The sequence below is a fragment of the Desulfosporosinus meridiei DSM 13257 genome, assembly GCF_000231385.2.
Lineage (GTDB): Bacteria > Bacillota > Desulfitobacteriia > Desulfitobacteriales > Desulfitobacteriaceae > Desulfosporosinus > Desulfosporosinus meridiei.
Genome location: NC_018515.1, coordinates 195,048 through 207,733 on the forward strand (window position 1 = coordinate 195,048; position 12,686 = coordinate 207,733).

A 12,686-nucleotide genomic window follows, 5' to 3' on the forward strand; every position below is an offset into this window, starting at 1 on the left:
GAGTGCTTGGGCTGGATGGAAATTAAGCCAGTTTAAACACGTTCTTTTGATACGTCTTTCCCAATTTTATCAGAGTCATGAGGAAAAGGGATTTTCTCGGTATTATCAGGTTTTCGAGATTTATCATTGGTCTTCTTTGCCATTATAAGCAGCCTCCTTTAATAAGTATCAAAGGTAGATTCCCCTAATTCCTCAATAACATGCATAGCATGAAGGGAGATGAGTTAAATAGGAATTAGGTTAGATCGTGAAAAAGCTACTGTGCAGAGGATGATTGAGCTGTATTGCAAAAGTCATCACCACACTAAGGGCGAATTGTGCCTGGGCTGTCAGGATTTATCAGACTATGCCATGAATCGCCTCGATCATTGCAAATTTGGAGAAAGTAAGCCAACCTGCTCTAAATGCCCGGTACATTGTTATAAACCTCTTATGCGTGACAAAATTAAAGAAATAATGCGATATTCAGGGCCAAGAATGATGTATACTCATCCAATTGCGGCTATTAGGCATTTAATTGACGGACGTACAAAGAATAGATAATAAACTACTTGTTTTTATACGCCTAAGGGAGTGTAAGCCTATGGAAGTTAAAGAATATACGCTGGAAATGAGAGGAATGCCAAGAAGAGACCTCTTAGAGTATTTTGTTTCTATCGGAGGAAAATCAGATGAAAGAGGTACACTTATTGGGCCCAACTGGCAGGTTGATCTCAGTGATACATGGCTTTGCCAGCTAGGATCAATTCAGGTTCCGGCGACTCGAGTAACCTTTAAAGTTATGGAAAAGGACTGGACAGGGATTCTTAAAGCCTTTCGCTTACGATTCCTTTCAGCAGGAGGTTAAGCAACTACTAAATTTTGGGCGGGGATCAGCTCAAATGGTAAAATGAAGACAAACTGCTAAGAAGCTTCAGATCGCCGGCGCCAGAAAGACCTTTAGTATCAGTGAGGGAAACCTCAATAGCCTTTAAGGTTAGTTGAGGAATCTGAAGAGCAGCACATTGTTCTAAGCTGAAGAAGCCGAGATTACTGACTTCTTCCTTCTGTCCTTTAAGAGATCCGCCTTGAAAGCTCATTAAAAAGATAATGTATAGATCATGTTTCTCGAAGGAATTCTCCGACGGTCGATCCCGGAGGGCTATAATCGATAGAGGTTTTGCCTTTAGCCCAGTCTCTTCAAGGATCTCCCGTTCAATTGCCACCTCAATCGGTTCTTCTTGATTAACGTATCCTCCTGGGATTGTCCATACTCCTTTACCGGGATTATGGTTGCGTTGGACAAGAAGAACTTTTTCATTATTCCAGAGTACCCCTCCGACTCCAAGAGAAAAATTCCCCCAATCAATATAGGAGCAGTTTGAACAGGAGCTCCGAAGCTGGTTGTCGATCACAGTTTTTACAAGTGGTTTAGCACATAAAGGACAATATATATAAGGTTTTGTATAATATGACATTGGCTGAGTTCCTTTCGACATACAGTTTGTTCTTTTTTCAATCTAAGGATCAGTTTTTGTAAGGTGTGCTTACCTTATGTAGTGGTTCATAAAATTAGTTAAAGTAACTACTGCTAATTAAGGCTTTGATTATTTCGGAAAGAGAGAAAGTTTTTAAGTGTTTTTCCATATATAAAAAATAAGATTAAAGATATACCCATAAAGCCAATTGCAAGGATCCAGACATTAGAGCCGCCACCGAAATCATACATTATCCCCCCTAGTAAGGGACCAATCATCCGCCCGCCGGAGGTAGCTCCCCCCACAACCCCTTGATAAGCACCTTCTTTTCCCGGCGGAGAGATTTGAGCTGCAGCTGCCGGTATTGCCGGCAAAATGAGCATTTCCCCTAGTGTTATAATAAACATGGCAATCACATAAGACATATAGGGTAATTGGCCTAAAAAAATCACATAGCCCAGGGTCATAAGAAGACTGCCTAGATAGAACTGGCGTTGGAAAGAGTTGGCCCATCTATGAATAATCCAAGTTAGTAATGGCTGTAATGTGACTATAAAAACGCCGTTTAGGGTCCAAAGAATACTGTAGGAAATTAAAGAGAAAGCTCGTTGGTTCATTACCACCGGCAAGATGGTCACAAGTTGTACGTAGGCTCCCCAGACTAGGAATATTCCTCCTGCTAAAGAAAACAGTACATTAAGGCTCCTATCTCTGGATAGTCTCTTAGCCTTTGACCTAGTCGGAACCGGTTTAGAATGAGTTTCTTGCTTAGAAATACCAATGAGTACTAAAAGCAGATAAATTAAGAAAGCCAGGGCATTAAGTGAGAAGATAAGACGAAATGATACTTGGGCAATCAATCCTCCTATAGCGGTACCAACAGCTACTCCGGCATTATTAGAAACATAAAGCAGATTGAATCCACGCCGCCCTCCTTCAGGCCAGATTGAATTTATAAGGGCGTTAAGTGGAATGAAGATGAAGGCTTGAGCTAAGCCAAAAAAGATAAGTGCAGGGACATAAACCTCCCAAATAGGCAGGAGCCCTATGGAACCGACGGAGAGAACAGCTCCCACGAGACCTATAATCATAATTCGTCTGGGTCCAAAACGATCCGCTAGGAAGCCACTGAAGATTTGGCCAATCAGAGAGACCGCTGATTGAATGGCAAGCAGTGTACCGGCTTCTGTTAATGTACGGTTTAATACAGAATGCATAAAGAGGCTATTTAAGGGCCACATCAAAGAATGCCCAGCCGATTGTGTAAATCCGCCAATAATTAAAATCATGACTGAGGGCGGAATATCTACAGGTTTGAATTTCAAAAGTAAGACCACCTTAGGTGTATAGTTTCCCTTCTATAATTAATTCGACATTCCTATAAGGAAACCTTCATAACTGCTTAAACCAAAATATCAAAGGTTTAGGACAAGATTTGCTGGCCTCATAGATCAGAAGTCAAAGTTTTTAAGCATAAAAAATGGGTCAGGTGTGAGAAACTACCGAAAAGGAGTGTGTGAATTATGAAATTCTCGGAAACTAAGACCTTTAGAAACTTAAGCGACGCCTTTGCGGGAGAGTCACAAGCGCGTAATCGTTATGCATTTTTTGCCGGAGTTGCCAAGAAAGAGGGGTATCAACATATCCAAGCTGTTTTTGAAGAAACGGCAGATAATGAGAAAGAGCATGCTAAGGTTTTTTATAAACTTCTTGTTGCGCACACAAAGGAAGAGACAGAGATTATCCATGTTGACGCCGATTATCCGTTGGTTTATAAAGATACCCTGACAAACTTAAAAGCTGCAGCAGCAGGAGAAAGGGAAGAGTGGGCTGAAATCTACTCAAAGTTTGCCGATATCGCCGCGCAGGAAGGTTTCTCTGATATATCAGCAGTCTTTAAGAAAATCGCCGAAGTCGAGAAGCATCATATGACACGGTTTGATCATTATGCTAAGGGGATTGAGCAGGGGACAATTTTCAAGAAAGATTCCCCAACAGTGTGGAAATGCACAAACTGCGGCTATATTCATGAAGGCCCTGAGGCACCGGGTCAATGTCCGGCTTGTGCTCATCCTCAGGGTTATTTTGAAGAACTGCCGGAGAAATATTAGGATAGCTGTGCTCAAACTTATAAATCTTGGTCTTTCAGCCCCACATTTCACCTAGCAGCAAAGCAAAAGCAGTCTCTTCCACTTCCATCGAAGTGAAAGCAGACTGCTTCTTAATTCTCAATGCCCTAAGGCACTTGTTTTTATAAGGAAAAACCTTGCAATCTTAGAAGAAAATATACATAATAGTAGTAAAATTTTCGGAATATTAAATAAAAACGAGGGGGGAAATGAGTGAGAACACCATTAACAGAGTTGCAAAAAAGAGTAGCGGATTTTCAAGTAAGTCTCCAGAATAAAGGTGTCGAAGGTGCGCTTTTGGTGCAAAGAGCAGATACTCTCTATTTTAGTGGAACAGCGCAAAATGTACATGTTTATATCCCGGATAAGGGAAAGCCAATTGTGCTGGCCTATCGCGATTTTGAGAGAGCGCAGAGAGAAAGTTCCTGGCAGGTGATTCCCCTCAAAGGGATATCAAAAATTCCTAAGGATATTCAAGAAGCAGGACTTCCTTTGCCAAGAGTGATGGGTTTAGAACTCGACGTTCTTCCGGTAAACAATTTTGAGCGTTATCGCAAATCCTTCCCGGAGATTACGTTGGTAGATATTTCCGGCGAAATCCGTCTGCAGCGTTCAATGAAATCAGACTGGGAGATAGCCAGACTGGAAGAGAGTGCCCAAATCATGTCATTAGTCATGGAATTCGCTAAGGAAGTTCTTCAGCCGGGTATGACAGAAGTTGAGCTAGAAGGTTTATTAGCAGGCAAAGCCAGAGCGCTAGGGCATGATGGGCTTGTCCGAATGAGAGGATTTAATTCAGAGTTGTATGTTGGAACAATAACCGCAGGTGCAGGCTCAACTGCACACAGTAGTTTTGATGCGCCGATAACCGGTTCAGGTATTTCAGTTGCTCATCCAAATGGCGCATCATTGCATGAGATTCAAATAGGTGAACCAATCGTTGTGGATATGGTAACGGTGGTCGATGGCTATCAAATTGATCAAACTAGAATATTAAGTTTGAAGCCTTTATCTCAAGAGCTTAGAATGGCCTATGAAACTGCCCGGCAGGTTGAAGAGAGAATCCGCAGTGCCTTAATTCCGGAAAGGATTGCCGGTGAGGTCTATGAGGAAATTCTAACGTGGGTTAGCGAGAATACTCCCTATGGAGAGAACTTTATGGGTTTTGGAACAAGCAGAGTTAGTTTTATTGGACATGGAGTGGGGCTAGAACTGGATGAACTTCCAACCATCAGTAAAGGGTCAAAGATAGTCTTAAAAAAGGGGATGGTTGTAGCAATCGAACCTAAGTTTGTTTTTCCGGGCATTGGAGCTGTCGGAATTGAAGATACTGTTGTCATCGAAGCTGAACTAGGCGCACGATATTTATCTACAACACCACGAGAATTAATTGAAGTCTAAACATGAAAAATGCCAGCTTAGCAACACTTTGCTGGGTTATATGAAGCTAAATGGCTTATAAAGGGCGATTATGTAAATATTTCAGGACAAACGTCCTTGCTTAAGCAGCAGGGATTTTTTTTGTGGGTCGCGAATTAGCATACGTGGACAAATTCTTTAGAGTACTTGATCCGAGACTAGTGGAGGCAACCATGAAAGAAAAATATGTATCGTTAAGTTCGAGGGAACTTCAGCTTATGCTACAGGGTACCTTACAATGGAATGACATATCCCCGCGAGTGACTTCATCAAAAACCGGGATGCGAAAGCTTGGTGAATCAACGGATAAACCGATAGATAATTTAATAGATAAACCATCGCATACCAAAGAGATAGAGCAAATTTGGGACGATTTTCCGCGGAAAGATGTTTATACTAAGCGCCTGGAAGGCCAACCGGTAATTTGGCTTTTAGGGAGTGTTGGTGTTTTAACCATATCTTCATGGTTTTACTTTGTTTTGTTCTCGAAGTAGGGTAACCCCTTGCATATTGTTCGTGAGGAAGGGCTAGTATAAATTATTAGTGCCTTCTTATTTTTTTTGTAAAAATCTTTGCAAATTTAATAGAATTTCGGTATCATATTAATAGAAGGTCAGGAAAGGTCAATAATCTAAAAAATACTAACTGACAAGGAGACATAAGCAATGGGAAACCTGGCGGATCGCATTGAAGAATACCTAAAGCAGATTTTAGAGAAGACGACAGAAGGTTACATTGTGTTACAAAGAAGCGAACTTGCAGGAGAGTTTGAATGTGTCCCATCTCAGATTAACTACGTATTAGATACTCGATTTACAGTTGAACGTGGCTACCTGGTGGAAAGTCGGCGGGGGGGCGGGGGGTATCTGAGGATTATTCGCCTGGGTCTCGGAATTGAGGGACAGTATCAGCAGGTTATGCGCCAATTGATTGGAGAACACCTCTCTCGTGATCGATCAAATGCTTTGGTTAACAGGCTCTTGGATGAGGAGTTGGTGACAATTCGGGAAGCGGCCTTGATTAAGAGCATCCTTTCAGGAAACAATTTAGCAGGAGAATTTAGAGACTGGGACACATTGCGTGCATCTCTAATGAAAGATATTTTAACAACACTGAGTCGAGATGATTTAGTCTAAAAGGGGGTTTTGAAATGCTTTGTCAGCATTGTAAACAAAAAGAAGCTATTATGCAATTTTTCATAACAGAGAATGGAAAAACTCGGGAAGTTCATCTTTGCGAGGCGTGTGCCAAAAATACCCAAGAGGTAAGTTTTGTCTTTCACCCAGCCATAGTTCCCGAGTTCTTACAGGCACTCTTTGGCTTTAATGCCCCTACAAAAGACCAACCGGCAGAGATGACCTGCCCTAAATGTGGAATCAGCTTTTCCCAAGTTACGCAAGTCGGAAAACTTGGCTGCAGTACCTGTTATGAAACCTTTGAAAAGCAGCTTGAACCATTGTTGAGGAGAGTTCATGGCGGTGGTCAAAATGTCGGAAAGATTCCGGCAAGACGGGGAGCAGATCTGAGAAATCGCCTGGAACAACGAAAACTTAAAGAAAAACTCCAAGCCTTGATTCAACAAGAAGCCTTTGAGGAGGCTGCTGTAGTAAGAGATCAGATCCGCGAATTTGAGCAATCAAAAGGAGGGGAAAAAAGTGATTCGTAAGGAATTATTGTTGCAGCATAGCGCCTGGATGAGTGAAACCGATTCTCCGGTTGTTATAAGCAGCCGGGTGAGGTTAGCACGTAACCTTGAGGATTTCCCTTTTCCCCATGGGCTTAATTCAGAAGGGGCTGCTCAGGTTGAAAAAACAGTTGCCAAGGTGTTGACGGATAATGAGGGTAATAATGTTGATCTGATTTATATACCTTTAACAGAACTGAATACTATTGAACAACAAGTTCTTATCGAAAAACATCTGATTAGTCCAAGTCTGGGAGGGGCCACTGGGGCTAGGGGTGTAGCCTTGGCTCCTGATCATCGCTATGCGGTAATGGTCAATGAGGAAGATCATCTGCGAATTCAAGTGCTTTTGCCAGGAAATCAACTTCTGGAATCTCATCGTTTAGCAACAGGTCTCGATGATTTATTAGAAGCAAAGCTTGATTTTGCTTATAGAGAGAGTCAAGGATATCTAACCTCTTGTCCTACTAATGTAGGGACAGGGTTAAGAGCTTCGGTTATGGTTCATTTGCCGGGACTTGTTATCACAAAACAAGTTCAACAGGTTTTAGGTGCAGTGACTCGTTTGGGGCTTGCTGTACGTGGGTTATATGGTGAGGGGTCACAAGCCTTTGGGCACATCTATCAAATCTCGAACCAAATTACTCTCGGCAAAAGTGAAGAAGACATTCTCTCTCATTTGGATGCGGTAACCGGACAGATTGTTGAGCATGAACTACAGGCGAGAGATCTTCTTCGCCGACAAACTCCAATGCTGTTAGAAGATAAGGTCTGGAGAGCCAGGGGAACTTTGCAGAACGCTCGATTGCTCTCCTCTGAAGATGCAATGCATCTTTTATCCCATGATCGCTTAGGTACAGACATGGGTTTATTGCCTAAAACTAAAGATTGTTTTGCAACCTTAATTGTTGATACCCGCCCGGGGTGCTTACAGTATATCCTTGATCGAGAACTTGATCCCGGTCTGCGGGATCAGGAACGGGCACGTTTGGTACGAGAACGGATCGCGTAGACAGGTTTAGACATCTGAATAAATGAAATCATAGAAGTATAGGCAAAGGACAGAAAGGATGAAAGATAATGAAGGGACGTTATACTGAACGAGCACAAAAGGTATTAGCGATTGCCCAAGAAGAAGCCAAAAGAATGGGGCATCAAGTTGTAGGGACTGAGCACGTTTTATTGGGACTTATTCAAGAAGGAGAAGGTATTGCTGCCCAAGCTCTAACGGGAATGAACTTAGATCTTGCAAAGATACTAAGTCAGATTGAACAAATCACGGGAGTTGGTCAGGCAATTAAAGGGGAGGTTGGTTTCACTCCTCGGGTAAAAAGAGTCTTAGAATTGGCTAATGAGGAAGCTCATCGCCAAGAAGTTAATTATATAGGAACTGAGCACTTACTTTTGGGTCTCATCATGGAAGGAGAGGGAATTGCTGCTCGTATCTTAGCAAATCTTAATGTAAGTCCTGAAAGGGTATGGAAACAAGTTGCCAAATTACTGGGTGGAGAGTTTGATGAAGCTGCCATACCGGTTTCCAACTCAGTTCCGGCTTCCAAAAATGCCGGCTCAGTGACTACGCCAGCCTTAAATGAGTTTGGAAGAGATCTGACTTTACAAGCCCGGGAAGGACGTTTGGATCCTGTAATCGGAAGGGAAAAGGAAATAGAGCGAGTCATACAGGTCTTGAGTCGGCGCACCAAAAATAATCCGGCTTTAATTGGGGAGCCGGGCGTGGGAAAAACCGCTATTGCCGAAGGGTTAGCTCAAGGGATTGTTAATAATCGAGTTCCCGAAATTTTAGTAAATAAGCGAGTCATTACCTTAGACTTGTCAGCCATGGTCGCCGGAAGTAAATATCGCGGTGAATTTGAGGAGCGGCTTAAGAAAGTTATGGAAGAGATTCGGGCCGACGGAAACATCATTTTGTTCATCGATGAATTGCATACCTTGATAGGGGCCGGTGCTGCTGAAGGCGCAATTGACGCTGCCAATATCTTAAAGCCTGCTTTAGCTAGAGGTGAATTACAGTGCATTGGAGCTACCACTCTTGAGGAATATCGGAAATATATTGAGAAGGATTCTGCTTTAGAGCGTCGCTTCCAGCCTATTTCAGTGGGTGAGCCGACGGTAGAGGAAGCCATTATCATACTGCGCGGCTTAAGAGATCGCTATGAGGCTCATCATCGGGTGAAAATCACTGATGAATCCATTGAAGCTGCTGCCCGTTTATCCGATCGCTATATCTCGGATCGCTTTCTGCCTGATAAAGCAATTGATTTAATGGATGAAGCAGCTTCCCGGGTTCGACTGGCTAGTTTTACGGCACCACCTGATCTGAAATTACTTGAGGAAGAAGCGGAACGTTTAAAGAAAGAGAAAGAAGCGGCTGTTTCTAGTCAGGAGTTCGAGAAGGCTGCGGGATTACGTGATCAGGAGCAAAAATTACGAGCTGAATTAGCTGAGCAGCGTGGGGCTTGGGAGCATCAGCGCTATAAAGAAAACGCAATGGTTACAGGGGATGATATTGCTCAGATTGTTGCCAGTTGGACGGGGATTCCGGTCAAGAAACTTGCTGAAGAAGAAAGTGAACGTCTTCTGCATCTTGAAGATCTTTTGCACCAAAGACTCATTGGACAGGAAGATGCAGTCACGGCAGTAGCTCGAGCTGTTCGCAGAGCGAGGGCGGGCTTAAAAGATCCTAAGAGACCTATCGGCTCCTTTATATTCCTTGGGCCAACAGGTGTCGGAAAAACTGAGCTGGGGCGAGCTTTAGCTGAGGGGATGTTTGGAGACGAGAAAGCTCTTATCCGTATTGACATGTCAGAGTATATGGAAAAACACGCGGTTTCTCGCCTTGTGGGAGCACCTCCGGGATACGTTGGACATGATGAAGGAGGGCAGCTCACAGAGGCGGTAAGACGTAAACCCTATAGTGTTGTCTTGCTTGATGAAATCGAAAAAGCCCATCCTGAAGCATTCAATATCTTACTCCAAGTCCTAGAAGATGGACGCTTAACAGATACCAAAGGAAGAACCGTTGACTTTAGAAATACTGTAATCATCATGACTTCTAATGTCGGCTCTTCCTTCCTGAAAAAAGAAGCAATGGGCTTCGCACCTAAAAAAGATGAAAAGACTGATTATAAAAATATGCGCGGACATGTAATGGAAGAATTAAAGCGCTCCTTCCGCCCGGAGTTTTTAAATCGGATTGACGAGATAGTAGTCTTCCATTCCCTCCAAGATGAACACCTACTGAAGATTGCTGACATCTTAACGCGCCAAGTCAATAAGCGCTTGAGTGAGAATGGCTTGGAACTACAGGTCGAGCAGAGTGCCATTGAACTAATTGCCAAAGAGGGTAATGATCCCATTTTTGGAGCGCGGCCTTTGCGCAGAGCAATTCAAAGATTAATTGAAGATGCACTTTCTGAAAAAATACTTGAAGGGGTCTTTAAAGCCGGAGACCGAATTATTGTTGAAGCAGAAGAGGGAAAAATGAAATTTTCCCAAGGTTAATGCTCGCTAATTCCAGAGAATAATAACGAACGACATAAAAGGAGCAATGCGAATGTTGCTCCTTTTATTCTGCCTTTATAATGTAGGAATAAAGAGTATAATTAATTCAAGGCATACAGAAATCGTCTTCCAGAAATGAGGCGTTCGATGAAGATTAAAGTTATTTATCGGTGTTCAAATTGCGGCTCCGAAAGCCTTAGATGGTTAGGAAAGTGTCCAAAGTGTGAAGAATGGAATACTTTAGAGGAGACAGTAAGTCAGCCTAAAACTATGCCCCCCCAAAGTCAGAGAAAGTCTTCGCCGAAGAGGTTGTTCGAGGTCTTGGCGGGTAATAGCGATAGAATTGTAACCGGTATCAGTGAATTCAACCGAGTACTGGGTGGTGGCATTGTTAAGGATTCGATCATTATCTTGACTGCTAGACCCGGCGCAGGAAAGTCGACGTTGCTGTTACAAGTCGCTGATGATGTTGCTAATAAGGGTTATAGAGTCTTGTATGCTTCAGCCGAAGAAAGTGATAGTCAAATCAAAAATCGTTCTGATAGAATTCTCAATGGCGCTAGGAGTAGCATCTGGGTATTATCTGATACGAGCATGAACCACGTTTTAGCTTCAATTGAGGAGCTTGATCCGGATTTAATTATTATTGACAGTATACAGACCTTTTCCTTGGAAGAGCACAATTCCCGCCCGGGTTCACCTATTCAGACAATGGAGTGTGCCAACGAACTCCTGAAAATCGCAAAGAACAACAATCGGCCCAGAGCAGTAATCATGGTTGGGCAAATGACGAAGGATGATGAAATTGCCGGACTTCGTGCTCTGGAACATTTGGTAGATGCTGTCTTGATTCTAAACGGTGAAAATGGGGAAGAATTACGGGGAGCTTGGTGTTCGAAGAATCGATTTGGAAGTACAGGAGAAATAGGCTTTTTTTCAATGACAGAAGAAGGGATGCAATCCATTGATAATCCTTCAGAGTTCTTTATGACTCAAAGAGGAGAAGGGCAAACCGTTTCGGGATGTGCTTTGACGGTAATCAAAGAGGGGACGCGGCCAATTATTGTTGAAGTGGAAAGCCTTGTCTCCAAATCCTTTACCCCCTATCCGTCGAGAATAGCAGAGTGCTTGAGAAGAGATCAGTTAAACACCTTGATTTCCATCTTGGAGCAAAGAGGCAGAATCAGTCTCTACGATAAAAATGTAGTTATTAAAACCACAGGAGGTCTCCAGCTTAAAGAACAATCTGTCAGTCTGGCAATTATCATGTGCATTGTTTCTTCTGTCAAAGAGCGGGCAATCCCCAATGATACAGTATTTGTAGCAGATGTAGGACTTACCGGAGAACTAAAAAAGGTACCTGCTATTGAGGCTAGAATTCGGGAGATTGACAGAATGGGGTTTAAGCGAGCTTATATTGCTAAAAACTCTATGCGGGATATTTCAAAATTCAAGAATGTAGAGATTATTGAGAAAAATACTCTTTATGAGGTTATTATGGATTTAAAGATGAAGGATAGAGTTAAGACTGAAACAGTATTTCAAAGTACTGAAGATGAAGAAAGATTTTTTACTCATGAGTAACGTGTTGGGGCATGAGATTTTAAAGAAGTAGTGTGTTTCGCTTTACCAGGCCGTATCGGTCTGGTTTCTTTTGTCTTAGCTGAGGTCGATAATCTTTCCTTGCTTTATGCCCGTTGGCAATCTCCTTGCAACGGGCATTTCTAAGGCCCGGATGTCCGGGTGGATCCAGTATGCCCTGCGCCCCTATAGTTGTCATCCTGTGGCTATAATTACCAGGGCTTTTATTCCACAAGAGCGTTGAAAAACCAAGTGGCCCAAGTATATAATTAATATGTTATGCAGATACATAAGTAAATAATAATTTCGATATCCCTGACAAGTCAACACAGTGAAGCTAGTCTAAGGGGGAATTAGATTGAACTATGAATTATTGAAGACCTCTGCGCCTGAGTTTAGAGACGCTTCTTTGAGACAAGAGCTGGGAAGGGAAAAGTGTAAAATACTAGATAAGTACCAACTAAGAAGCAACACTAGACTGTATTGGGAGCGATATTATGAACATCAACCCATTCAGGAGTACTTTAGTCACAAATTTGCCAGAAAGGCATCTCCCTTGGGTATGATTTTTTATATTTATAAACTTTGCTATGCCAAGGTAAAATATTTTCAGCAAAATTGGGGGGAGTTTGTTCCCTGCATTTATAATTGGCAGGTTGGGTTGTTTGAAGAGACCGAATTGTGGGATTTGGAATTTATCAGACATTCCAGATCAGGACTTATTTTGGATTTAAGGAATTTGGCCCGAATTACCAAATATGAAGATTTTTTGGCTTTATGTGATTATCTCAACTGGCAGGGGGTGGGAAGGCCTATTGGCGCACCCATTTTATAATGATCAAAATATTAGGATAATGACTAGCGCAGGCTCAAAAAATAGACTATAATAGTCCA

The 12,686-nt window shown here is 42.5% G+C and carries 13 protein-coding genes; 11 read left to right on the forward strand and 2 right to left on the reverse strand.

The features are described 5' to 3' along the window. The first annotated feature begins 234 nt into the window (after positions 1-234). On the forward strand, positions 235-543 hold the full coding sequence (locus DESMER_RS22765; protein ID WP_083856450.1) for a nitrous oxide-stimulated promoter family protein: 309 nt from the start codon (positions 235-237) through the stop codon (positions 541-543). Between the two features lie 40 nt (positions 544-583). After that, positions 584-847 carry a MoaD-like domain-containing protein gene (locus DESMER_RS00955; protein WP_014901193.1) on the forward strand — a complete coding sequence of 88 codons (264 nt, stop codon included), beginning with the start codon at positions 584-586 and terminating at the stop codon, positions 845-847. A 25-nt stretch (positions 848-872) separates the two neighbouring features. On the opposite strand, the gene DESMER_RS00960 is transcribed toward DESMER_RS00955, so the two are convergent. Both DESMER_RS00960 and DESMER_RS00965 read right to left on the reverse strand, forming a co-directional pair. Next, the gene (locus tag DESMER_RS00960; protein ID WP_014901194.1) at positions 873-1,457 is read right to left on the reverse strand and encodes an NUDIX domain-containing protein; all 585 of its coding nucleotides are present in this window, start codon (positions 1,455-1,457) and stop codon (positions 873-875) included. Between the two features lie 113 nt (positions 1,458-1,570). Further along, positions 1,571-2,782 carry an MDR family MFS transporter gene (locus DESMER_RS00965; protein WP_014901195.1) on the reverse strand — a complete coding sequence of 404 codons (1,212 nt, stop codon included), beginning with the start codon at positions 2,780-2,782 and terminating at the stop codon, positions 1,571-1,573. 198 nt (positions 2,783-2,980) lie between these two features. On the opposite strand from DESMER_RS00965, the gene rbr reads away from it, so the two are divergent. The 9 genes from rbr (at position 2,981) to DESMER_RS01010 (ending at position 12,627) form a co-directional block, all read left to right on the forward strand. After that, the gene (rbr, locus tag DESMER_RS00970) at positions 2,981-3,568 is read left to right on the forward strand and encodes a rubrerythrin (RefSeq protein ID WP_014901196.1); all 588 of its coding nucleotides are present in this window, start codon (positions 2,981-2,983) and stop codon (positions 3,566-3,568) included. A 231-nt stretch (positions 3,569-3,799) separates the two neighbouring features. After that, positions 3,800-4,987 (forward strand): M24 family metallopeptidase, encoded by a 1,188-nt coding sequence (locus DESMER_RS00975; RefSeq protein WP_014901197.1) that lies wholly within the window; start codon positions 3,800-3,802, stop codon positions 4,985-4,987. A gap of 191 nt (positions 4,988-5,178) precedes the next feature. Beyond that, positions 5,179-5,499 (forward strand): hypothetical protein, encoded by a 321-nt coding sequence (locus DESMER_RS00980; protein ID WP_042333234.1) that lies wholly within the window; start codon positions 5,179-5,181, stop codon positions 5,497-5,499. A 171-nt stretch (positions 5,500-5,670) separates the two neighbouring features. Continuing rightward, positions 5,671-6,141, forward strand: a complete 471-nt coding sequence (locus DESMER_RS00985) for a CtsR family transcriptional regulator (RefSeq protein ID WP_014901199.1) — start codon at positions 5,671-5,673, stop codon at positions 6,139-6,141. A gap of 14 nt (positions 6,142-6,155) precedes the next feature. Beyond that, complete coding sequence (locus DESMER_RS00990) at positions 6,156-6,671, forward strand: UvrB/UvrC motif-containing protein (RefSeq protein ID WP_014901200.1); 516 nt, start codon at positions 6,156-6,158, stop codon at positions 6,669-6,671. Beyond that, positions 6,661-7,701: a protein arginine kinase gene (locus tag DESMER_RS00995; protein WP_014901201.1), complete on the forward strand. Its 1,041-nt coding sequence runs from the start codon at positions 6,661-6,663 to the stop codon at positions 7,699-7,701. The genes DESMER_RS00990 and DESMER_RS00995 overlap by 11 nt, the downstream gene beginning before the upstream one ends. Before the next feature lie 68 nt (positions 7,702-7,769). Further along, positions 7,770-10,211, forward strand: a complete 2,442-nt coding sequence (locus DESMER_RS01000; RefSeq protein ID WP_014901202.1) for an ATP-dependent Clp protease ATP-binding subunit — start codon at positions 7,770-7,772, stop codon at positions 10,209-10,211. Between the two features lie 147 nt (positions 10,212-10,358). Beyond that, positions 10,359-11,795, forward strand: coding sequence for a DNA repair protein RadA (gene radA / locus DESMER_RS01005; protein ID WP_014901203.1), 1,437 nt, complete (start codon positions 10,359-10,361; stop codon positions 11,793-11,795). A 355-nt stretch (positions 11,796-12,150) separates the two neighbouring features. Next, positions 12,151-12,627, forward strand: a complete 477-nt coding sequence (locus DESMER_RS01010) for a hypothetical protein (protein ID WP_014901204.1) — start codon at positions 12,151-12,153, stop codon at positions 12,625-12,627. Positions 12,628-12,686: the final 59 nt, after the last annotated feature.